Source organism: Acaryochloris marina S15 (assembly GCF_018336915.1).
GTDB lineage: Bacteria > Cyanobacteriota > Cyanobacteriia > Thermosynechococcales > Thermosynechococcaceae > Acaryochloris > Acaryochloris marina_A.
On record NZ_CP064923.1, the window covers coordinates 4,822,662 to 4,846,900 of the forward strand.

16 protein-coding genes and 1 tRNA gene are annotated in these 24,239 nt (G+C 49.3%); 10 read left to right on the plus strand and 7 right to left on the minus strand.

Annotated elements, in window-relative coordinates; all coding sequences use genetic code 11:
• Positions 1 to 125: 125 nt before the first annotated feature.
• The 3 genes from I1H34_RS22025 to rpmI all read right to left on the minus strand — a co-directional run bounded on the left by I1H34_RS22025 (position 126) and on the right by rpmI (position 2,993).
• On the minus strand, positions 126 to 2,072 hold the full coding sequence (locus I1H34_RS22025) for a hypothetical protein (RefSeq protein ID WP_212663059.1): 1,947 nt from the start codon (positions 2,070 to 2,072) through the stop codon (positions 126 to 128).
• Positions 2,073 to 2,363: 291 nt separating this feature from the next.
• Positions 2,364 to 2,714: a 50S ribosomal protein L20 gene (gene rplT, locus I1H34_RS22030; protein WP_212663060.1), complete on the minus strand. Its 351-nt coding sequence runs from the start codon at positions 2,712 to 2,714 to the stop codon at positions 2,364 to 2,366.
• A gap of 81 nt (positions 2,715 to 2,795) precedes the next feature.
• A complete protein-coding gene (gene rpmI, locus I1H34_RS22035; RefSeq protein ID WP_010477430.1) occupies positions 2,796 to 2,993 on the minus strand; it encodes a 50S ribosomal protein L35 in 198 nt (65 codons plus the stop codon).
• A 287-nt stretch (positions 2,994 to 3,280) separates the two neighbouring features.
• Here rpmI and clpB point away from each other — a divergent pair, with 287 nt between their 5' ends.
• The gene (gene clpB / locus I1H34_RS22040) at positions 3,281 to 5,905 is read left to right on the plus strand and encodes an ATP-dependent chaperone ClpB (protein WP_212663061.1); all 2,625 of its coding nucleotides are present in this window, start codon (positions 3,281 to 3,283) and stop codon (positions 5,903 to 5,905) included.
• A gap of 94 nt (positions 5,906 to 5,999) precedes the next feature.
• On the opposite strand, the gene I1H34_RS22045 is transcribed toward clpB, so the two are convergent.
• Both I1H34_RS22045 and nuoL read right to left on the minus strand, forming a co-directional pair.
• Complete coding sequence (locus I1H34_RS22045) at positions 6,000 to 7,472, minus strand: complex I subunit 4 family protein (protein ID WP_212663062.1); 1,473 nt, start codon at positions 7,470 to 7,472, stop codon at positions 6,000 to 6,002.
• Positions 7,399 to 9,414, minus strand: coding sequence for an NADH-quinone oxidoreductase subunit L (nuoL, locus tag I1H34_RS22050; protein WP_212663063.1), 2,016 nt, complete (start codon positions 9,412 to 9,414; stop codon positions 7,399 to 7,401). Before nuoL ends, I1H34_RS22045 begins: the two co-directional genes overlap by 74 nt.
• Before the next feature lie 670 nt (positions 9,415 to 10,084).
• On the opposite strand from nuoL, the gene I1H34_RS22055 reads away from it, so the two are divergent.
• The 5 genes from I1H34_RS22055 (at position 10,085) to I1H34_RS22075 (ending at position 19,203) form a co-directional block, all read left to right on the plus strand.
• Complete coding sequence (locus I1H34_RS22055; protein ID WP_212663064.1) at positions 10,085 to 12,187, plus strand: FAD-dependent oxidoreductase; 2,103 nt, start codon at positions 10,085 to 10,087, stop codon at positions 12,185 to 12,187.
• Positions 12,188 to 12,522: 335 nt separating this feature from the next.
• A complete protein-coding gene (gene ftsH2, locus I1H34_RS22060) occupies positions 12,523 to 14,415 on the plus strand; it encodes an ATP-dependent zinc metalloprotease FtsH2 (protein ID WP_212663065.1) in 1,893 nt (630 codons plus the stop codon).
• Positions 14,416 to 14,566: 151 nt separating this feature from the next.
• Entirely contained in the window at positions 14,567 to 15,379 is an 813-nt protein-coding gene (locus I1H34_RS22065) for a carbon-nitrogen hydrolase family protein (RefSeq protein ID WP_212663066.1), read from the plus strand.
• Between the two features lie 181 nt (positions 15,380 to 15,560).
• The gene (locus tag I1H34_RS22070) at positions 15,561 to 16,964 is read left to right on the plus strand and encodes a cation:proton antiporter (RefSeq protein WP_235111073.1); all 1,404 of its coding nucleotides are present in this window, start codon (positions 15,561 to 15,563) and stop codon (positions 16,962 to 16,964) included.
• Between the two features lie 346 nt (positions 16,965 to 17,310).
• Complete coding sequence (locus I1H34_RS22075) at positions 17,311 to 19,203, plus strand: N-acetylmuramoyl-L-alanine amidase (RefSeq protein ID WP_249369491.1); 1,893 nt, start codon at positions 17,311 to 17,313, stop codon at positions 19,201 to 19,203.
• On the opposite strand, the gene mdh is transcribed toward I1H34_RS22075, so the two are convergent.
• Positions 19,200 to 20,171 (minus strand): malate dehydrogenase, encoded by a 972-nt coding sequence (gene mdh, locus I1H34_RS22080; RefSeq protein ID WP_212666391.1) that lies wholly within the window; start codon positions 20,169 to 20,171, stop codon positions 19,200 to 19,202. The two genes, I1H34_RS22075 and mdh, sit on opposite strands and share 4 nt — an antisense overlap.
• A 60-nt stretch (positions 20,172 to 20,231) precedes the next feature.
• Positions 20,232 to 20,441, minus strand: coding sequence for an NAD(P)H-quinone oxidoreductase subunit O (ndhO, locus tag I1H34_RS22085; protein WP_041660842.1), 210 nt, complete (start codon positions 20,439 to 20,441; stop codon positions 20,232 to 20,234).
• Between the two features lie 252 nt (positions 20,442 to 20,693).
• Here ndhO and I1H34_RS22090 point away from each other — a divergent pair, with 252 nt between their 5' ends.
• The 4 genes from I1H34_RS22090 to I1H34_RS22105 all read left to right on the plus strand — a co-directional run bounded on the left by I1H34_RS22090 (position 20,694) and on the right by I1H34_RS22105 (position 24,217).
• Positions 20,694 to 21,161, plus strand: a complete 468-nt coding sequence (locus I1H34_RS22090) for a DUF4079 domain-containing protein (RefSeq protein WP_212663068.1) — start codon at positions 20,694 to 20,696, stop codon at positions 21,159 to 21,161.
• A gap of 187 nt (positions 21,162 to 21,348) precedes the next feature.
• Positions 21,349 to 21,822, plus strand: a complete 474-nt coding sequence (locus I1H34_RS22095; protein ID WP_212663069.1) for a cupin domain-containing protein — start codon at positions 21,349 to 21,351, stop codon at positions 21,820 to 21,822.
• Positions 21,823 to 24,096, plus strand: coding sequence for a ComEC/Rec2 family competence protein (locus I1H34_RS22100; RefSeq protein WP_212663070.1), 2,274 nt, complete (start codon positions 21,823 to 21,825; stop codon positions 24,094 to 24,096).
• Positions 24,097 to 24,130: 34 nt separating this feature from the next.
• Positions 24,131 to 24,217, plus strand: a tRNA-Ser gene (locus I1H34_RS22105).
• The last annotated feature ends 22 nt before the right edge of the window (positions 24,218 to 24,239 follow it).

A 24,239-nucleotide genomic window follows, 5' to 3' on the forward strand; every position in this document is an offset into this window, starting at 1 on the left:
CCAGAGTCATCGTATCATGCAGATGCGGCCAAGTTTGCTCTGGTAATCCTAAGAGTTCAACGAAGGGCAAATGTACGAGGATAGCCCTTTCCTGGCAAAGTTGTCTGACTCAATTTAAGACGCCGCTATTCTTCTGCTGTGGGATCAAGAATGACCGGTCGAGAAAGTTCGCCATCCGGATCCGGGGCATAGGTTTCAGCAGGCGGCGGTGCTGCCGGTGGAGCTTGCCGCTGGACTGGAGCGGGTTCTGGGTCATATCGAGGTTCTGGGTCATATCGAGGCTCGGGCTCATACCGAGGTTCTTCTCGACGTCGGCGAGAAGCATAAATCGCATCCCGTTCGGCAGCCCAAGCCGCAATCTTATCCTGCGCATCATAATAGAGGGCTCTACCATAACCAATCTGGGAGGCAGTTGCGATCGCATCCGACAAACGACCATTCCGGGCTAAGGCATTTGCTTCATTGAGAATGGGGCGATCTTCAACGGATTGAATGTCAGCGACCCAAGCGTAAATATCGTCTTGAGCTTCTCTATGGAGCGACCGTCCAGATTCAATTTGTTCAGCGGTTTTGATGGCATCATTTAACTTACCAGCCTTAGCTAGCTGACGAGCCTCATCCAGAATTGGCTGATCTTCCACCTTTTCAATGGATCCTTCCCATTCCTGCATCAGAGTTTGGGCTTCATCCCGTAACGGATTACCAAACTCCACTTTCCGCGCTTCCAAAATTGCAGCTTGGAACCCTGCCGTCGTCTTTTGAGTTGCAAATTGACGAGCCCGAGCCAATACCTGACGATCTTGGAAGGTATTGATCTGTTGATTCCATTGGGCAATCAAAGTTTGGGCCTGAATCCGACCCGGCTTCTCCGTATCAATCAAGGCCGCATGATCCATCGCCAACTGATAGGTATGAACGTTATCGACATTGGCAAAGAATTTCGCCAAATGGAGCTGGCCAGTATTTTGAATTTTTTGCTCCCAGGCGTCAACGCGATCGCGATTTTTTTCAAACAAGTCACTCTTGCGATCAATCTGCTCCGCTAAAGTCCACGCATGGATATAGCTATAGAAATCATCCTCCTCAACCGTCGCCTCAGCCCGACTCAGCTGCACTAAGGTCGTTGCGTTCTTAGCCGCTTTAGTATTGGGGGGAATCCGTTGTGCAGCCGCAATAGCCTTTTCAAACTGGCCATACTCTTGGTGCTCTTCTGACAAGTCAAGGAGCTTCTGGCTCCACTTTTCAATATTCTTTTGAACTTCTTCTTTCGCAAGGCGCTTAGGATCAATTTTGCTAGCCAGTTGAATCGCTTCGGATAAGTCCTTAGCACGACCATAGGCGGCTATATCTTGAGCTTTATACAGATCCTGAAAGGCTTTTTTCTCAATCGCCATATCCCCCAGGATTTTATCGGCTTGATCTTGCCAATAGCCGTCTCCCAATTGGACTAAAGACCGAACCTGCAGGGCAGCCTGAGTCCAATCCTGCTTTTTAATCGCCTTGCGAGCATTTTCTAAGGACTCTTCACCCAATTCCCAGTTGGCTTCCCAGCGCTTAATTAAGCGTTTGGACTCGGGTTGAATACTGCTGGCTGCAGGTACTTCCTTCGCCAGACTAATCGCTTCTTTCAGATTACCTTTAGCGATTTCTTGGCGGGCTAGCCCCAACATAGAGCGAGACCATTCATCTGATAGCAGGGAAACCCGTGGATATAACGGATGTTCTGCATCCCATTTATCAGCAATGGCTAGAGCCGCTTTGACATCTTTGACATTACCTTTACGGGCCAACTGATCAGCGCATTCTAGCTGTTCTGCTTCAGACAGAGTTGCGGCAATCTGCTTACAGTTCGGTGACGGCGGCAGACTGGACAACCATTGCAAGGCCGTAGCGCCTGTCACCCAAGACACAACAATGGTGATCAACCAGGGCCACCCTTTGAAAGTTACAATTTTGCCCAAGGTATTTTGGACCTTCTGGAGTTTGGGATTTTGCCCAGGGTCAGGCAGCTCGGATCCTTGTCCAGGCTCCAGAGAAGGAGGGTTACTGTCAGCGGGTTGGTTACTCGTCATATCCTCAGGACTAAAGCAGAAAATCACACAGAGACTTGCTCAACATTATTTGTAAATAATTTGTTCTATCCTGCACATCCCTAATATGGAGGTCTGGCAGAAACAAGCCTCATGTAGATAATAGGCTAGAAAACTGAGAATTGACAGTTCAGCAAAAATAGCCCATCCATCCAAGGAAAGATATCGACGTTGGGTGACACCTAGGCGACCCACAGTTTTCCTTGGATGGATGGGCTATAAATAACGGGTTGATGCTGCTGGGACTAAGCGTATCGCTCTCTTGACGAAGCGCTATGCCTTACCGGCAAGTTCGACAATTTTGCTAAAGCTGTCCGGATCTGTAGCGGCAAGTTGGGCGAGCATCTTGCGGTTGAGTTGAATATCAGCCTGCTTTAGCTGTCCCATAAATTTGCTATAGCTCACACCATGCTGCCGAGTTGCAGCATTGATGCGGGCAATCCACAAACGGCGAAAATCCCTTTTGCGCTTACGGCGATCGCGATAGGCGTTACGTAAGGCTTTCATCACCTGTTGGTTCGCCATTCTAAATAGGCGAGAATGGGAGCCTCTGAAGCCTTTGGCAAGCTTTAATATCTTTTTGCGGCGCTTACGAGCAACGTTACCGCGTTTGACGCGAGTCATGGTCTTGGTCCTTGTTTATGATTTTTTAGGTAGGGAAAACTATTTTAGGTATGAAGTCGAAGCCTGGCTCAGGTTCTCTTCCTAGGAGTAGGGCATCATAGCTCTAACGTTTTCTGCATCTTGCTCGCTGACAACACATTTCTTAGAGAGGCGACTCTTACGGTCGGGACCTTTATGCTCTAACAAGTGATTCTTGTATGCCTTGCGACGCATAAATTTGCCACTTCCGCTTCTTTTAAAGCGTTTGGCAGCGGATCGTCGGGTTTTTAGTTTGGGCATTGTTCGTCTAGGATCGCAGCATCGACACAAACTAGCATCATAGTATATGTAATAACCGATTGACAATAGCTGATCAGAACGGATGGATTGTCACCCTAATAGCAGTAGGCAATCTGAGAGAAGACTCCTATATGTGGGCCAAGGCTACTGACTGAATGCAGGACGGCAATACCTATCCCTGAGGGGGGGAAGACCGACCTTTAGCAACGCCCTCTCCTCTCTACAATGGCAGTAGGCACCAAGCCCGCCTGAAGTTAATCCCCAATGTCCAGGAGGTTCCCGAATTCATGCAACCCACCAATCATGACCAATTTACCGAGAAGGCTTGGGCTGCGATTGTACGGACCTCTGACTTGGCGAAAGAGGCCCAGCAACAGCAAATTGAGAGCGAACATCTTCTACAAGCGCTCGTTGAAGAAGATGGTTTAGCGGGACAAATTTTTACCAAGGCTGGAGCTGATGTGCAGCGAGTCCGCGATCGCACCACGGAATTCATTAATCGACAAGCCAAGCTCACCACTCCCAGCGAGTCGGTTTACCTAGGTCGAAGTCTAGACACCCTCTTTGATCGAGCCGAAAACTTTCGCCGCTCCCTCGGGGATGACTTTATCTCCATTGAGCACTTGGTTTTAGGCTATATCGAAGATGATCGATTCGGCCAGCCCCTCCTCCAAGGGCTAGGCATCACGGAGCCAATGCTCAAGCAAACCGTCACCGAAATTCGGGGGAGTCATAAAGTCACGGACAAGAATCCAGAGGGAAAGTATGAATCCCTAGAAAAATATGGTCGGGACCTGACGGAACTGGCGCGGGAAGGCAAGCTAGATCCTGTGATTGGCCGAGATGATGAGATTCGACGCACCATCCAAATCCTGTCGCGGCGTACGAAGAATAATCCAGTTTTGATTGGAGAACCGGGCGTCGGCAAAACAGCCATCGCAGAAGGGTTAGCCCAGCGAATTGTGGCCCGCGATGTGCCGGAATCCTTGCGCGATCGAAAATTGATTGCCCTAGATATGGGGTCCCTGATTGCTGGGGCTAAATATCGGGGTGAATTCGAAGAACGTCTCAAGTCCGTCCTCAAAGAAGTCACCGAGTCAGATGGGCTGATGATCTTGTTTATTGATGAGATTCATACCGTCGTCGGAGCAGGTGCCAGTCAAGGAGCAATGGATGCAGGCAACTTGCTTAAGCCCATGTTGGCCCGAGGCGAACTACGCTGTATTGGAGCCACCACTTTAGACGAATATCGCAAATATATTGAAAAAGATGCTGCTCTAGAACGACGCTTCCAGCAGGTCTATATCGATCAGCCCAACATTCAGGACACCGTCTCGATTCTGCGGGGTCTGAAGGAACGCTATGAAGTCCATCATGGCGTCAGGATTTCGGATAATGCCCTCGTTGCTGCAGCCACCCTCTCGACCCGCTACATTAGCGATCGCTTTTTGCCAGACAAAGCGATTGACCTCATGGATGAAGCGGCGGCCAAACTCAAAATGGAGATTACCTCGAAGCCAGAAGAGCTGGACGAAATTGATCGCAAAATCCTGCAGCTAGAGATGGAGCGTCTATCTCTAGAGAAAGAAAGCGATCGCTCGTCTCTAGAGCGGCTCGAACGGATCGAACAAGAGATTGCCAATTTACAAGAAGATCAGAAGACCCTAAATGCTCAGTGGCAATCTGAGAAGCAGATCATTGATGATATTCAAACTATCAAAGAAGAAATTGATCGGGTCAATATTGAAATTCAGCAAGCAGAGCGTAACTATGATCTTAATCATGCAGCTGAACTCAAATATGGCAGACTTACCAATCTCCAACGGCAGCTAGAATCAGCAGAAGCCCAGCTGGCTCAGCGCCAAACCAATACCAATTCCCTCTTAAGAGAAGAAGTGACCGACGCTGACATTGCCGAAATCATCTCTAAATGGACAGGAATCCCCGTTAGCAAGCTGGTGGCTTCAGAGATGGAGAAGCTGCTGCACCTGGAAGATGAGCTGCATCAGCGGGTGATTGGCCAGGAAGAAGCAGTGACAGCTGTATCCGATGCGATTCAGCGATCGCGGGCCGGTCTTGCTGACCCCAATCGTCCCATTGCTAGCTTTATTTTCTTAGGTCCTACAGGGGTGGGCAAAACAGAACTCGGCAAAGCCTTAGCCGCCTACCTCTTTGATACCGAAGATGCCATGGTCCGCATCGACATGTCGGAATATATGGAGAAGCATACAGTGGCCCGGATGATTGGGGCCCCTCCTGGCTATGTCGGCTATGACGAAGGAGGGCAACTCACGGAAGCGGTACGCCGTCGTCCTTATGCCGTCATTCTATTTGATGAAATTGAGAAGGCCCATCCCGATGTCTTCAATATCATGCTGCAAATTCTTGATGATGGCCGGGTTACAGATTCCCAGGGTCGGACCATCGACTTTAAGAATGCGGTGATTATTATGACTAGCAATATTGGCTCCCAACATATTTTAGATTTGGCAGGAGATGATAGCCGCTACAGCGAAATGCAGAGTCGGGTCATGGATGCTATGCGTTCGCACTTCCGACCTGAATTTCTCAATCGGATTGATGAGCTGATTATTTTCCGCAGTCTACGCAAAGATCAGCTCCGAAATATCACCAAAATACAGGTGCAACGACTGGCGAAACGGCTGGGCGATCGCAAGATGTCTCTCAAACTTTCTGAAACGGCTTTAGATTTCCTCGCAGAAGTCGGTTACGACCCGGTCTATGGAGCCAGACCTTTGAAGCGAGCCATTCAGCGAGAGCTAGAAACCCAAATTGCTAAAGCGATTTTGCGCGGAGACTTTGGTGAAGGGGACACGATCTTCACCGATGTTGAGAGTGAGCGGTTGACCTTTAAGCGCATGGGTGCAGAAGTCTTAACCACTTCGAGTTAATAGCGTTTCGGCCTCGCTAAAATTGTGAATCATAAGCAAAAGCCCCCCAGGAAACGCTGGGGGGCTTTGAGTGAGGAGTTATTAATGCTTTAAGCTACATCACGGTGCCGCCAATACTGGCTAGCAAATCTTGCAGTGTAGGAATAAAGAAGCTGAGGATATATCGAGGATAAATACCAATTCCTAAGGTGATAACCAAAAGAGGAATGATAGTGACTACCTCGCGGATATTGATATCCGGCAAGCTGTCCCACTTAGGATTGGCAGGTCCCAACAGCACCCGACGCACCATAAACAGGAGATAACAGGCTGCTAAGAGAATGCCTAAACAGGCAAAAGCAGTATATAGCTTGCTGTACTCATAGGCACCCAGCAAGACTAGAAACTCACTGACAAAGCCGCTAAGACCCGGTAGCCCCAAAGAGGCGAGGGAGAAGAATACCAAAAATCCAGAGTAAACCGGAAGTTGAGCATTCAACCCACCAAAAGCGTTCATATCGCGGGTGTGGGCCCGGTCATAAATCACGCCTACCAGCAAGAACAGGGCTCCAGTGATCACACCGTGGCTAAACATCTGCAGCATGGCCCCGTTAAAGCCATTGGTGGAGAAGGCTGCTAGGCCCAACAACACGAATCCCATGTGACTGATGCTGGAATAGGCCACCATCTTTTTAAAGTCGGTCTGGGCGAGAGCAATAAAACCACCGTAGACAATACCAATGGCCGCCAAAATGGCGAGATAAGGTCGAAACCAGTTCGCGGCTTCCGGCAAAATAGGGAAGCTAAAGCGGAAGAATCCGTAAGTTCCCATTTTGAGCAAGACACCCGCCAGAATCACGCTGATGGGGGTTGGAGCTTCCACGTGAGCATCGGGTAGCCAAGTATGGAAAGGAAAGGTGGGAACTTTGACTGCAAAGCCCACAAAGAGCGCTAAGAAGACCAGCTTTTGAAATCCAAAGCTAAAGTCTTGGTTTACCAGCTCCATAATGTTGAAGGTGTGAGGGGCGGAGTTAAAGTACAGCCCCAAAATGCCAACCAACATCAGCAAGCTACCGGCAAAGGTATACAGAAAGAATTTCATCGCTGCATACTCTTTCCTAGCTCCCCCCCAAATACCAATCAAGAAGTACATGGGAACGAGAACCACTTCCCAAAAGACATAGAACAAAATCATGTCTAGAGCCAGGAAGGTCCCCATCATGCCGGTCACTAGGAAGAGATACAGGCAGTAGTATTCCTTTTCCCGTTTCTTGATACTGAAGGAGCCGATACTGGCCAGGGTAGAAATTAAAGCGGTTAAGACCACCATTGGAAAGCTAATACCATCGGTTCCCAGCAGGTAATAGACATTAAGCTGAGGAATCCAGAGGGTCTTTTCGACCAGCTGAAAGCCAGTCTGATTCGGGTCAAATTGGAGAAATGCTGCAAATACAAGCGCACTCACCACAACCATGTTGGCCAAAGATATCCATTTGTAAAGGCTTTCTTGAGCCTTAGGGAGCAAAAGGATTATGACCGCCCCAACGAGCGGGGAAAATATTATCAAGGATAAAAGATGAGATGCCATAAAACTCCTCTCTGAGCAAAGGAAGTTCTTGGAAACCTGTCGTTAATTCAACGGACAGGAAGGCCAGAACACTAATGCAAGTAATCAATAAATAAAACTGGGTAGACCCTGTTTGGAACAGCTTGAGGATATCGCCGCCAATGACGGTGCCTCGGCCAGTGAGATTAACGAGCCCATCGACAATGTTGCGATCAATCCAGAGCTGGATTTGGCTCATTTTCTGCATGGCGGTAGCTGAACTGTTGACTAAGCCATCAATCACGAGGCGATCAAACCCAAATAGGAGTTCTCCCAGCGCTTGAAAAGGATTGAGGATTAAGACGGAATAGATGTCATCAATCCAGAATTGGTTAATGGACAACAGGTAGAGAGGACGAAACGTGGTTGCGATCGCAACCGGCCATTGGGGCTTAGCGAGGTAGAGCACTGCTGCTAGACCAATCCCCAATACACCCGCAGCAATCGAAGATCCCATCACCATCCAGTCAATCGCGGCCGCATGATGTTCACCCGAGATGAACGCCTGGAACCAGTTATCCATAAACGGTGAACCGGGGATACCCACAAAGATGGCACCAATAGCTAGACACCAAAGGGGCACTGTCATCAATGCTGGAGATTCATGGGCATGAATCTCAGGGTTACGGGCTTTGCCAAAGAAGGTCATAAACACGACACGGAACATGTAGAAGGCCGTCATAAAAGCCGTCAACAAGAGGATGCCGTATACCAAGAAATGTCCTTCTTTATAAGCTTCCAGCAGAATTTCGTCTTTAGACCAGAAACCAGACAGAGGAGGAACCCCAGCGATTGCCAAAGAGGCAATAATGAAGGTCGCACCCGTCTGCTTCATCTTCCCGAACAGACCGCCTAATTGGCGCATATCTTGTTCATGGGCACCGTGGATCACACTGCCTGCACCAAGGAATAGCAACGCCTTAAAGAAGGCATGGGTCATCAGGTGAAACGTCCCTGCGGTCATGCCACCCAAGCCCATGGCTGTCACCATATAACCCAACTGGGAAATAGTGGAAAAGGCCAGAACTTTTTTGATATCCGTAGCGGTTAAGGCAATATAAGCCGCCATAAAAGCGGTCAAGGTGCCGATCCCCATCACCCAGGGCATCACCGCCGGGAAACTGGTGAACAGCACAAAGGAGCGAGCAACCAGATAAACACCTGCCGCCACCATCGTCGCCGCATGAATCAAGGCACTCACCGGAGTCGGGCCTTCCATGGCGTCTGGCAACCAGACATGCAACGGAAATTGAGCCGATTTACCGACGGTTCCACAAAAGATCAAAGGAGCTGCCAGCCACAGCAACGGTGCACCTGTCTCTACAGCATTGGGAAGATCCACAAAGCTGAGAGTGCCACCCGTCACAAACAAGGTCATGATGCCGAGAAATAAGCCCACATCACCAACGCGGGTGGTTAAGAAGGCTTTCCGAGAGGCATTCGCGGCTGAATCCTTGTGAAAGTAAAAACCAATTAGCAAATAAGAGCAGAGACCCATGACTTCCCAAGCCATGAAGTACTGCACATAATTGTTGGCAATGACCAAGGTCAGCATGGCCGCCATGAACAGGGACACATAGGCAAAAAACCGGTGATAGTATTTCTCACCGTGCATATAGCCAATGGAATAGACCTGAATCAGGGTACCAATCACCGTCACCACAAACAGCAAGGTAGCTGAGAGTGGATCCAATAAATAGCCAAAATTGAGGTCATAATTTCCTAAGGTCAACCACAGCCACTCATGGGAGTACTGGCCGCCTTGGGCGACTGCCCAAGCTGCCGGTAAAGCAATGGCCGAAGAGGCAACACTTGTCAGGACTGAAATCCATCCAGAGAAACTACCTAACCGATGACCAAAGAAAAGATTGATTGCAAACGCAATCAAAGGAAATAGGGGTATTAGGTATGCAAATTCAGTCATAGTTTCCCATTTCAAGAGATCGATTAATGTATCCCCACAAACTGTCTTCCTGATTCTGGCGGCAGCAGCTAAACATCAAGCTAAGCTGCTCCGTGGAATCGATAGACTATTAAATAAAACAAAGATAAATTTCAGAAATTTTACATAATTCATGGGTGGACGGAAATACCGACGACAGAACCAAATTAAGGGTCGAGTCGATTTTTCATTTCGTTAATCGTACTTGCTAAAAAAAAGTGTGTATGTCAAGCAGGGAAAGGCTTAAAACCCTGTCTCTGCCTGCAAGACCTTATTTTAACAGCAACAAATTTCAGGTGATGGGTGGTCAATCGACAGGGCGTTAAAAATAGGAATTCATCCCTAGATTTTGACCGATCTCCTGTTTATCCCGCTTCTCTTTTCCTAGGTCTTCAAAAGCTGACTCCATAGTCGCTTACTTGATTTGAGCAGAGTCATCATTTTTGATGAATTACTGTGAAAAAACTGATCCTGAAGAAAATCTTTTATTTCAAATTTTTCAGAGTTAAAACTTAAGTTTCTTTAACCTAAGAAATATGTCCCATATGTAAACAAATGTATCGGCACTCTTGAGCCATAAAATGCAGCTGCCCAAGCCATAATGCAGTTGGCTTTCTAGCCACGTTTTGTAGGAGAGGGCCCCAATTAGACCATGAATATGACGGGTAATGGCATCTTTGAGGAGCATTTCTTCCTCCGCCCCACCGCCGACCAGGAATTAGTCACCTCCATCCTGATTGTGGGGGGATCTACCGCCGCCTATGGAGCAACCTTAGGAGCGTTACAGGCTGGGAGCCAAGTGTGCTTAGTGCAGCCTCAACTAGTCCTAGGCGGACAGTTCACAGCCCAAGGCTTACCGGCCTCTGATGATGGCAAGTTATTAACCCCCTATGAGCTGATCCCCTCCCATCGACGAGATCCCAATCAATTAAGGGATAGTGAGTGCTTTGCATTGTCGCGATCACAACGACAATTCCGACAATGCCAACGTCAGCAACAACCCGTTAATAACCAAATCATTCAAAATCCTGGAGGCAGTTGGGTTAGTCATCTGTCCGTCACGCCAACAGTAGCTGCAGACTGTCTTAATACAGCGATTCGGCCCTATTTAGAGCAAGGTTTATTGACGCTTATTCCTTGGTCAACTCCCATAAAGATATTGATGGAAGAATCGCCACGCCGAATCATGGGCGTTCAGTTCAAAGATGCACAGACTCACCATCACTTCACCGTTAGGGCACAAATCACTATTGAGGCCACGGATCTGGGGGACCTGCTCGAACTCGGCAATATTCCCTCGCGCGTGGGGCAAGAGTCCCGTTCCCAAACCCAGGAAGCCGCATTACCCGAAGATTCTCACCCTGAATGCCAGCAGGCCATCACGTTTTGTGCCGTAGTCGAGCGTAGTTCCCAACATACATCCCCCCTATCAGCCCCATCAGGGTATGACCATCAACCATGGCTACAATCCTGCGATTTCACCGATGAGTTTTGGATCCACCAGCCGGATCAATGGCAAAAATATGACTTTTACGATCCAGACGGTATGTTTCGGTATCGTCGGGTGTATCGCAGTCAGGATAGTGATGCCGTTCAGCCTGGAGATATCACTGTTCTCAACTGGGCCACAAGTCCCTTAGGGGTTAATGGCGGGCCGCCAGATTCCTCAGCTCCACTAGGGTGTGGCAATGATTATCCCTTTGGTTGCCTAGTCGGAATTAGCCCAGAGAAACGACAAGAACAGGTGATACGGGCGCGCGATCGCACCCAAGCCTATATCCACTACCTCCAAACTCATAGTCACCCCGAACTCAAACCCAGAGGAGATTTGACCTGGACCGAAGATGGTATTGCCCTAGAACCTTATATCCGAGAAGCCCGCCGCGGCATCGCACTCACCACCATTCGCCATGAAGATGTTGCGGCCAAATTTTTCCCCAATCAGATGCGAGCCCGGACTTTTACAGACAGCGTGGGCATCGGTCAATACCATTACCTCGACGTTCACCCCAACCATGCCCCTGGACATGTGGAGTTAGGAGATGGTCACGATGCCCTGCCGTTTACTCTGCCCTTGTCAGCTTTAATCCCCATAGATACTGAAGGGCTGATCCTATCTGCCAAAAGTATCGGCACCACTCACATTACCAATGCCTCTTATCGCATGCATTCTATGGAATGGGCCATTGGTGAAGCTGGAGGTCATTTAGCCGCCTTTGCTCTTATGGAAGGCGTGACCATACAAAACATCACGGAACAGCAGACACTACGAATACAGTTCCAAACCCATCTAACCCATCAGGGCATTCCCATCATTTGGTTTAACGACGTAAGTCATGACGATCCAGACTTTGCAGCTATTCAAGTGTTAACAGCCACAGGAATTCTCCCACTCCAGAACCTGCAAACCTTAAACTTCATGCCCGATCAGGCTGTCATCTGGAGGCGCTTTCGGAGGGCATTGGCACAAGTATTGCAATGGTCCCTTGAATCCGACATCTCGAATCTTGCTTCTCTAGAACCAACCCCCTCTGCTGCTAGAGCTCAGCTTGTAAGGGAAAACAGCCTAGACCGTTTTCAATTCGATCCTGAACACCCCATCTCCCTTAGCCAAAGCAAACGGTTACTTGAGCAGCTATCCCTAGACCCTCTACCAGCAACCTTTAACGCTTCATTAGTTGAGAACAAACCTATTACGAACCGGATTGCTGCCCAGATTTTGTGGCACCTATGGACATCTATCCCCCATCTTTAAACTTCAATCATCGATAAGATTAATCGATTTAGAGCCAACGCCCCTACGTTGCAGAACACGACATCGAGATGGAGACCAAGTCAGGGAAATGGATTGACCTCTCATTTATCTACAAAAACTCTCCATCTAAGTTGTCCACCGCCTGAGAATTAAGTTAAATTTAGTTAAGATTGATGTTCGACTTGTCTCGAGTTGGCTTTTCACGAGGTCCAATCCTGAGGGAACTCTCAAAGAGTTTATACAAAGTCGGTTGAGATCGTTCTCGCTTCGCTTCAGACATGCCAAACCCCAAGCAAGGCTGTGCGTTGCTTTTACCGAAAGGGCCCATATAAACGATGAAATCTTCTTGGAAAATACTTCTTCTGTGGCTTTTGCCATCTTTATTGATTGTGTTCTTCCTCTGGCAAAGTGTCTTTGCCCCTGCAGCAAACACCACACCAGAAACGAGTAATGCTGCAAACTCACGGATGACCTACGGTCGGTTTCTTGACTATCTAGAAGCAGGCCGAATCCAGAAGGTCGATCTATTTGATGGTGGCCAAACCGCCATTATTGAGACGACAGACATAGAAATTGGCGGTCCAGTTCAGCGAGTCCGCGTGGCCCTACCTGGGTCAGCTCCCCAGCTGATTGCCAAACTCAGAGAAGACAAGGTTGACTTTGATATTCACCCAGAACGCAATACAGGAGCTGTTTGGGGCTTACTCGGCAACTTAATTTTCCCCATCTTCTTGATTGTGGGTCTATTCTTTATTTTCCGTCGGTCTAGCAATGTCCCTGGTGGACCTGGCCAAGCCATGAACTTTGGTAAGTCCAAAGCCCGCTTCCAAATGGAAGCCCAAACCGGAGTCATGTTTGATGATGTAGCCGGTGTCGAAGAAGCCAAAGAAGAACTAGAAGAAGTCGTCACCTTTCTGAAAAAGCCAGAGAAGTTCACAGCCGTCGGCGCCCGGATTCCTAAAGGAGTCTTGTTAGTTGGCCCTCCTGGAACTGGTAAGACCTTACTCGCCAAAGCTATTGCAGGTGAAGCAGGTGTTCCTTTCTTCAGTATTTCTGGCTCAGAATTTGTAGAAATGTTTGTAGGTGTCGGTGCTTCTCGAGTCCGTGACCTATTCAAAAAAGCCAAGGAAAACGCCCCTTGTATTATCTTCATCGATGAGATTGATGCCGTTGGTCGTCAGCGGGGCGCTGGTATCGGTGGCGGTAATGATGAAAGAGAGCAAACTCTTAACCAGCTCTTGACTGAGATGGATGGCTTCGAGGGCAACACCGGAATTATTATTCTTGCTGCCACCAACCGCCCTGACGTCTTAGACAACGCTTTACTCCGTCCAGGCCGATTTGACCGTCAAGTCACGGTAGATGCCCCGGATATCAAGGGTCGCCTAGAGATCCTGTCTGTGCATGCTCGGGATAAAAAGCTAGCTGAAGACGTTTCCTTAAAAACGATTGCTCGCCGCACCCCTGGCTTTACTGGGGCTGACCTAGCTAACTTACTGAATGAAGCGGCTATTCTGACCGCTCGTCGTCGGAAAGAAGCCATTACACTTTCTGAAATCGATGATGCCGTAGACCGGGTCGTCGCCGGTATGGAAGGCACTCCCTTAGTGGATAGCAAGAGCAAGCGCTTGATTGCCTATCATGAAATCGGTCATGCCATTGTTGGCACTCTCAAGAAAGAACATGATCCCGTCCAAAAAGTGACCCTGATCCCTCGAGGCCAAGCCCAAGGTTTAACTTGGTTTACTCCCTCGGATGAGCAGGAATTGGTATCGAGATCGCAACTCAAAGCCCGAATGGCAGGAGCGATGGGTGGACGTGCTGCCGAGCAAGTTGTGTTTGGTGATGCAGAAGTAACCACGGGTGCCGGCGGCGACTTGCAGCAGGTGACAGGTATGGCCCGACAGATGGTGACCCGATTCGGAATGTCTGATTTAGGTCCCCTGTCTTTAGAAGGTCAGCAAGCAGATGTATTTCTGGGGAGAGACCTAATGTCTCGATCTGAATACTCCGATGCAATTGCAGGTCGCATTGACGCCCAAGTTCGTGAATTGATTCAGCATGCCTATGAAGAAGCGATTATCATCGTTCGGGACCATCGTCCTGCGGTTGACCGATTGGTTGACCTCTTAGTAGAGAAAGAAACCATTGACGGTGAAGAATTACGTCATATTCTGGCAGAATACACGACGGTACCTGAGAAAGAACGCTTTGTTCCCCAGCTATAAGCTCAAACACTAGCCAATCATTGAAAAGAGGGTGAGTTAAACTCGCCCTCTTTTTTCGCAAATATGTTCTTTTACGAGGATCTCTTGACGAGGATGGCCCGCAAAGCTTTACGATGAGTTAGTTTATGCCTTTCATCGTTCGCCACACGCTATGAAGCCCTACCTTGCTGCCGCAGTTCAAATGACCAGTTTGCCAGATTTACACAAAAATTTGGCCCAAGCCACAGATTTAATTGAGCTCTCAGTGCGCCGCGGGGCCGAGTTAGTATGTTTACCCGAAAACTTCTCTTTTCTCGGAGATGAAGCAGCCAAAATCGAACAAGCTGAGACGATTGGTTTAGAATCTGAGAAATTTCTCAAAACCATGGCTCAGCGGTTCCAAATTACGATTTTGGGAGGTGGATATCCAGTTCCTGCTGAGGCTGGCAAAGTTTACAATACAGCCCTACTCGTCGCTCCCAATGGTCAAGAGCTGGCTCGTTACCGCAAAGTCCATCTCTTCGACGTTGAGCTCCCAGACGGCAATATTTATCATGAATCGGGAATTGTGCTCGCCGGATCTGAGATCCCCCCCATTTACTCGTCACCCAAGTATGGCAACTTAGGGATGTCCGTTTGCTACGATGTCCGCTTTCCCGAGTTCTATCGGGCTTTGTCTAAGGCTGGCGCAGACGTGCTGTTTGTTCCTGCTGCATTTACTGCTTTTACCGGAAAAGACCACTGGCAAGTGTTACTCCAAGCTCGTGCCATTGAAAATACCACTTACGTAATTGCCCCAGCCCAAACGGGTTTTCACAACTCTCGCCGTCAGTCCCATGGCCATGCTCAGATCGTTGATCCGTGGGGAGTCGTCTTAGCAGATGCCAGCATTGAGCCAGGGGTAGCTGTAGCTGCCATCGAACCTTCTCGACTAGATCAAGTGCGACAGCAAATGCCTTGTTTAAACCATCGCGTATTTGGTTAAGTCTTTGGCTTCCAAGCACCCCCATCTATTGACTACAGGATGTTGAGCAATTTGCTACGGTTTTGGCAGTGTAGGTTAATGGCTGTGCCGACTTCCACTTTATAAGTCCTCTTTATCCCTAAAATGTATGGCTGATGTATTGATTCCTTCGGTTACAACGGTAGCGGGGATGCCTTCCCTTATGGATTTTGCGCCTGCTTTACCGTTAGCTGAAGTGAGTGGAGAGGCGAGTGTGGGAGCCGAAGAAGCCCCGCTGATTTTAGCCGGGGTGCTCCTCAGCCTGATGGTGATTTATCTGGCAAGCAAGGTAGGTGGAGAACTCTGTGCCCGCATTAATCTACCGCCAGTTTTGGGCGAACTCGTCGGGGGTGTTGTCGTTGGAGTTTCAGCCCTACATTTGTTGATGTTTCCAGAAGCGGGGGCGGTAGAAACCACACCCTCTATGCTAGTCAGCTTTTTAGGATCCACTACTGGAGCAGGTACTGAAACTGCGATCGCAGTGTCGCAAACCTATAGCGAAGTCATCTCCGTACTCGCCGAACTAGGCGTGATTATCTTACTTTTTGAGATTGGTTTAGAGTCAGATCTGCAAGAATTAATCCGAGTTGGCCCTCAAGCTGCCATTGTGGCAGTCGTCGGGGTAGTTGCTCCCTTCCTTTCAGGGACATTGGGGTTAATCTACCTTTTTCATATGACAGCTATTCCAGCCATTTTTGCTGGGGCAGCCCTCACGGCAACGAGTATCGGCATTACCGCCAAAGTCCTGGCTGAGTTACAGCAACTGAGTTCGGAAGAAGGGCAAATCATTATTGGGGCAGCGGTGCTGGATGATGTCCTAGGCATTATTGTTTTAGCCGTCGTTGCCAGCTTAGCTAAAACCGGCGAAGTCGAAATCTCCAATATTGTCTATTTGGTGATTAGTTCCGTTGTCTTTCTCGTCGGCTCGATTGTCCTTGGCCGTTTCTTGAGTCCCTACTTTGTTGCCCTCGTCGACAAACTACAAACTCGCGGTGACTTGCTCCTATCGTCCTTAATCTTTGTCTTCTTTCTGTCTTATATCGCTACAGCCATTCATTTAGAAGCCATTCTGGGCGCTTTTACAGCTGGATTAGTCCTAGCCGAAACCGACAAACATAAAGAACTAGAAGAACAAGTCATCCCCTTAGCAGACATGTTTGTCCCTATCTTTTTTGTCTGTGTGGGGGCAAAAACCGATGTTAGCGTTCTCAACCCACTGGTACCAGAGAATCGTGAAGGACTGGTCATCGCCGCATTTTTGATTATTGTTGCTATTATTGGCAAAGTGATCACAGGATTCACTATTTTGGGGCAACCTGAGATTAATCGTCTAGCCATTGGCGTCGGGATGATTCCCAGGGGAGAAGTTGGACTGGTGTTCGCCGGTGTTGGTTCAGCTAGTGGTGCCTTATCACGTCCACTAGAAGCAGCCATCATTGTTATGGTGATTTCAACAACGTTTCTAGCACCACCCATGCTGCGCGTTGTATTCCAGTCATCCGATTCAGGTGAACCAGCCTTGAGTGTAGAGGTTGCATCTGTAGCGGCCGATGATGTTGATACTTAAATCAATGTTGTAGCCGACAGAGCACTGTTCAATCAGGACCTTAAAGGACCTACTGTTCTCCCAAATACAGATAATGCTTGATCAAAACATGATTAAGATCAAATCTCTGTAACCACTACCTGACATGGCATCTAATGCCGTCATTGGGGTACAGCCGCAAGTCATCTCAGAAACTTTGATGCTCAATTGGGCGTCCCAAAGCTTGCAGACTGGCATACCCCGTTTACGGACTAGGCGAGCGTCAAGTGCTCCTACGTTGAGACAGCTTGAAAACGTTAGGGGGTCGATTTATCCATGGAGACATTGCATGCGCCACCATTTACAGACTGTTCATAGACAAAGGGGGATGACTCACTCGCTACGCTGGTTACTCCCCAGTCTGTGTGGAATGTTTCTCAGCTGTTTGCCAGCAGAAGCAGCCCAACTCCAGTCTTGGCGGTTTGATCAAAACAAAAATCGTTTAGAATTCACCACGGATGAAGAAATTCGGCCTCGGGTACAGCTGATTCCTAACCCCACTCGTTTAGTCGTCGATTTACCAGGGATTGTCCTAGGCAAACGCACCTTAAAGCAGAGTTTAGGTAGCCAGTTTCGCTCCGTCCGACTCGGACAAGTCAATGCCCAAACTGCACGAATTGTGGTGGAATTGGATCCGGCCTATACCCTCGATCCACAGCAAGTCAAAGTGGAAGGTTCTTCACCGACAAACTGGTCTATCAACCTACCAGAACCCAAGCGATGGAAGCCTTCTGGTGAAACGACTGACAATACTCTTACAGCATCCACTCCAGCTCCTCTGTCGCCATCCCAGGTCGTTAAGCCGACATCGGCCCCCTCGCCACAAATAGTCGCCACAAAGCCTTCATCTCCCCCTCTCCAAATTGCCCAAAGCTCATCGGGGATCAGTGATATTTTGGTGACCGTCGATGGTCTTTTTCTGCCGACGAAGAAGACTAAACCCAAGGTAAAAGTCAAGCGCAGCCGGAATAAAAAAGAGATCACGTTCAAGATTTCTGGCACCACTATTGCCCCCCAACTGGCGAAGACCTTCACGCCTGGGTATCACGGCATCAAGAGCATGACCTTCAAGTCTGTATCTGATTCAGAAGCAGAGCTGCTGTTAACGGTGGACAAAGACAGCCCTGACTGGATGGCAAGTGTCAGTCGGTTCAGTGGGATTGTGCTCTTGCCCAAGGGTGGCCCCTCTGCCAACCGTTCAGCCCGTCGTCCTGGTACAACGGTCAGCTTAGTCTCGCCGAATCGCTCCACCGCTCCAACAGCCTCAACTAGCCAAATCAATACCATTCGCCGCATAGACTTGGGCGGACGACAACTCCTGATCAAAGCCGATCAACCGATCTCATACACGACCCGTTGGTCTGGTAGGGCCTATCAAATCACGATTAATTCTGCCAAATTAGCCGATGACTTGAGAAAACCACGACTAGGCTCTGGCAGCCCCTTATCTGACATTTCCGTGACGGAATCGGGCCAGAATACGGTGATCATTTCGGCCAAACCCAGCACGAATGTCAGAGTGACGGGTGTCCAACGGTTATCCAATCAGTCTATTTCCCTCAATTTACTCCGTCCGGGTCAGCGCCCCATTACCACCCGAATTCCGAGTACTCCCTCTCCCACCTCAACCCAACCAACACCTCCCATTACGGGACGCCCAGTTCGGGGTCGCAAAGTCATTGTGATCGATCCCGGCCATGGGGGACCCGATCCCGGTGCCATCGGCATTGGTGGTTTACGAGAAACCAATGTTGTTTTGGACATTAGCTTAGAAGTCTCCCGAATTCTCCAACGCCAGGGAGTCGTCGTTTATCTCACCCGAACGCGAGAAGTGGATGTTGATCTACCCCCCCGAGTGAGATTAGCGGAGAAAGTCAGGGCAACCGCTTTCGTCAGTATTCATGCCAATGCCATTAGTATGAGTCGTCCCGATGTGAATGGCTTAGAGACCTACCATGCTCCAGGGGCTCGCTTAGGCTCTCGCTTTGCTCGAACCGTTCACAATACCATTTTGCGCAGCCTAAGAATGCCCGATCGCAAAGTCAGACCTGCTCGATTCTATGTGATTCGCAAGACCTCGATGCCCGCCATTTTAGTAGAAACCGGTTTTCTCACAGGGGCAAAAGATATTGTGGGCTTGAGAAATCCTGCCTGGCGTAAACGCATGGCTCAAGCCATTGCCCAGGGAATTCTCAATTATCTGAATGGTCGCTACAACTAGGTTTGAGACTTTAACACAGCATTGGCCATCGTAATGCTTTTGCGCACAGCTTGAGCGGAAGTCTGTAATGCTTGGGCATCGTCTGGGGACAGATCAAGTTCTAACACCTTCGTCACACCTTGACGGCTCAAGCAAGTAGGAACCCCCAAGAAAATATCAGAGAGACCATATTGCCCATCCAGATAGGCGGCAGCAGGTAAAACACGAGACCGATCAAATAGAATGGATTCCACCATTAAGGACGCGGAAGAAGCCGGGGCAAAATAGGCGCTACCGGCCTGCATAAGACTGACGATTTCAGCCCCACCATTACGGGTGCGATCGACTAACTGCTGAATAGTCTTCTCATCCATCAGTTCAGTGATCGGGATACCACTAACGGTGGAATAGCGGGGCAGAGGCACCATCAAATCTCCATGTCCCCCCAACACCATGGCATGGACATTGGTAATCGAGACTTTCAGTTCTAGAGCAATAAAGGTTTCAAATCGGGCGGCATCTAAGACTCCTGCCATCCCGACCACTCGTTCTGGGGGTAAGCCACTCGACTGCCAAGCCAGATAAGTCATGACGTCTAAAGGATTCGTAACCACCATCAAAATGGCATGGGGCGACTGAGCAATGGCTTGGCGAGTCACGTCCGTAATGATCTGGGCATTCACCTTCAGCAGATCATCGCGGCTCATGCCCGGTTTGCGGGGGAGGCCAGCCGTAATCACAATGACATCGGAGTTTTGGGTGTCGGCATAATCTGCCGTGCCGATAATGGTGCGATCGTGATGCTCCACACCCCGTGCTTCCATTAAATCTAAGGCTAATCCTTGAGGACGTCCTGCCTGAATATCGAGCAGAACGACGTCAGCAATATTCTTCTCGACAATTCGCTGCCCTAAGGTGCTGCCAACATTACCCGCTCCCACGATGGTAACGCGGGGGGCTTGGGTTCCTGGTAAGCAGGTGAGGTTCATACCTCTATTGTGGTCGGACAAACTGCGATCGCACTGATCCGTAACCAATCGTTGAGATTATTAGGCCGCTTCTAACTGATCGACCCGGAGCCAGACTGTGGGCACAGGGACGCGAAACTGAATCTGGGCATAGTCACCCTTAATCTCTAATACTTCTCCGGTCCCCTCAAAAACATAGGGGGGCAAACGACGATCGCTGGCCTTGGCCTCTACGCTATTTTCAAATTTTTCGGGAACGATACGGACTAGACTTCCTTTCTTTACAGCCATAATTGCGGGTAACTTTACCAAAGTGAGAGCCATCGCTATTGTAGTCGCTTTCCTTGCCCTGATCCTAAATTCAGTGATTCACACCGCCGATAGACTGTCTCATTCAGTCGCAAGTTTGAGCCGTTTTCACTACATCCCAACTATTTGCAAGAAATCATTACACTTAAAAGTCGTAGCGGTTGTATTCACCCAATTGAGGGGAATCACGCTGCATTGAGAACACTGCCGAAGCCTGAAAGGAACACATTAAAAATGGAAGAACTATTAGCCCCCATCGCGGGATTTTTTCAAAGTTTAGGATTGCCTGAGCCCATCGTGCATTGGGGCCATCCCACCATGATGGGAATTGTGGTGTTTGTAATGGGATCCTATGCGGGTGTAAAAGGATGGCAAGGCCGCTTAGCCACTGATGAAGAAGATGGGAGCCAGAAAAGAGCGGCCCATGCTCAAGTGGTGCCCTGGATGTTTTTGTTTATCGTTTTGGGATATACCGGAGGCGTGCTGTCTTTGGTGATGCAAGAACAGCCGATTTTTGAGAGTCCCCACTTCTGGTCGGGTACCGCTGTGATTGGTTTATTGGCGACTAATGCTGTGCTGTCCATCAGCAACTTTTGGGGAGAAAACAGTTTTCGCTCGGCCCATGCTTATGTTGGTAGCTCTGCCTTAGTTCTACTGGTTGTCCATACGCTACTGGGTTTTAAATTAGGTTTATCGTTTTAACCTAACGGAACTACAGTCGCTAACCTCAAGTCAGCCCACACGTCTCCCTTCCCAGAATAGGAAGAAGCCCTGTCAATACTGCGTTATTTCCCAACACTTTATACTGAGTCTGTCTAACGCAAAGATTGAGTAACCATCCTCTCTTGCAAGGGGATGGTTACTGTCCACGTGACTCAAGAGTGTAGCGATGAATTTCACACCCCATTTAGTCAAAGCCTCCACCCTCCAAGAGTCGCCAGAACAATGTTTTCAACATCCCTTGAATCCCAATGCCATCCGTCACACTAAATCGATAGGAGATTGGGTAGGACTCAAACGACTGGGGGTCCACCTAGTCCGAGTAGAGCCGGGCCGAGACACAACGCAGTTCCACTACCATCATCAAGAAGAAGAATTTATTTATATCCTTTCAGGAAAAGGGATTGCTGTCATTGGTGAAGCTGAATATGAAGTCGGCCCAGGCGACTTTATGGGATTTACAGCCCCTTCCCAACCCCATAGTTTGTCTAATCCCTTTGACCAAGACTTGGTGTATTTGATGGGGGGAGAACGACGCTCTGTAGATATCTGTGACTATCCCAAATTGCAGCAACGCTTAATTCGCAATGGTGAGAACCGTCAACTTTATAACTGGGATGATCAGCAGCCATTTGAGACCTAAATGCAGGCGTTGAATGGTGCTATTCTCTGCATTGCCTGGATCGTCGGATTACTCTCCACCGCTCACCCTTATGGCTGGCTGGGGTTAATTGGCTTAGGGCTGGGACTGATGGGGATGCGAGCCCTCAGTTTGCGACAGCCTTGGCCTGTTCTCTATCCTTGGCGACGCGGCCCCACTGTGATCTTTTGGCTAGGCATGTTAGGACTAACCCTATTTGCCAGCCTGTATTTCATAATGCGGACTCCAACGCCTGGACCACAAGATATCAGCCGAGCCGTCGCTGAAGTCTCTCGCTCACCCGTTACTGTCACAGGCACCGTGACAACGATGCCTCGCCTAACGCGAAGTCAAAATATTCAGTTTCAGATGGAGGCCTTAAAACTACAAGCAAAGCCGACTCAAAAAACGGTTCGCGGACTGCTCTATGTATCCTTACCTCCGAAGCAGGGGCTAGAACTGCATCCAGGACAACGAATAGAAGTTTCTGGCTATCTTTATAAGCCTCGCCACTCCTCTACGCCCCAAGGCTTTGATTTCGAAGACTATTTGACCCGCTCCGGTATCTTTGCAGGCTTACGAGGTAAAACCGTTACGGTTAAGCAACCTGGAGGAACTTGGGGCGGATGGGCTGTGCGGCAACGCATTGTGCGATCGCACGCCCGATACCTAGGGCCAGACAAAGGGGCCTTAGTCAGCGCCATGGTTTTAGGCCATCGTCGGGTCGATTTACCGTTCGATTTACGCAATCGCTTTGTCAAAGTAGGTCTAGCCCATGCCCTAGCCGCGTCAGGGTTCCATGTTTCCATCATTCTCTTGGGAATGCTGAAGGTCACGAGTCGTCTATCGCCTCGAACACAACTTCTCACTGGGCTCATCGGACTTAGTGTTTTTATCTTCTTGAGTGGGTTTGAGCCTTCTGTTTCCCGCGCGGTCTTAATGGGCATGGCCGGTCTGGCAGCCGTTGCGGCCAACCGGAGGTTGAATCCAGTCGGTGTATTGCTGGTCGTGGCTGTTGGGCTGCTCGTCATCCAGCCCCAATGGATCTGGGATTTGGGATTTCAGCTCAGCTTCCTCGCCACCTTGGGACTGATTGTGACGGTGCCCCCCTTAACTCAGAAACTGGATTGGTTACCCCCTGCGATCGCATCTCTATTCGCCGTGCCCATTGCCGCCATGCTATGGACTTTACCCTTACAGCTCTATCAGTTTGGAATTGCCCCCCTTTACAGTTTGCTGGCCAATCTCTGCACAACACCGTTTTTGATTCTGCTAACGGCAGGCGGATTTTTCAGCGGCATCATATCGGTGGTATGGCCTTGGGCAGGGAGTCTACTGGCTTGGCTGCTGGCGATACCCACCCAGGGATTGATTTGGCTAGTGACTCAGATTAGCCAGTTGCCGGGAGCTTCCATCACTCTGGGGACCATCTCGATTGGGCAGTTGGTGCTGCTCTATGGACTGCTGGTATCGGCATGGCTCTTACCGGTTTGGAAGCAACGTTTACCCCTATTGATCACCCTGGCTTCAGCCATCATCATTCTGCCCATTTGGCATCATCAAGTCCATCGCTTTCAAATCACGATTTTTGACCGGGCGACACCCCCGATGATGGTGATGCAGCAACCGGGTGGGACTTTGGTGTTGAATAGTGGCGATCGCAATATCGCATCGCAAACCCTCGTTCCCTTTTTGCAACGCCAGGGCATTGATCAAGTAGATCTGGCTTTAGCCACGGACTTACGACCTCGCTGGCGAGAAGGATGGCCCGCTTTACTCCAGCAAGTTCCCCTAGAACAGCTCATTCCCATCTCTTTAACCGACAACACCGCCTTGCAAGAATGGATTCTCAAATCCCAGGTCCAGCCAAAACAACTGCGCTTACTGCAAGTCGGGGAACAGCTGATTCAAAACCAAACTCAAATCAGCGTCTTGCGTCACCAACCCACTCTGCTGCAGTTCACCGTCAATCAGCAAAATTGGCTGATGGTTGCAGGTCGGTATCAAAGTCTATTGACTTGGCTGCAAACGACCCCAGTAACCTCTCCACAAGTACTATGGTGGTCCACAAAGGTTGATCTAGAAGCCATCAAACAGTTGCAGCCCCAAGTTCTGATTCTCACGTCTCGCAATATCGATGCTCAAAGTTTAAGCCAGCTAGAACGCCAAATCCCCCAGGTCTTTTGGACACCCAGAGATGGCGCAGTGCAGTGGACCCGCGATCGCGGTTTTGAATCCACCTTCCCCCTTAGTGAAAATCCGGCTTCTCCCCTGTAGAATAGGCATTAGACTAAACCAACAACCCCAACCTGGAGAGGTGGCAGAGTGGTTGAATGCGGCAGACTCGAAATCTGTTTTAGGGTCAAACTTAACGGGGGTTCGAATCCCCCCCTCTCCGTTTTAATTGAGGTATAGTCAGC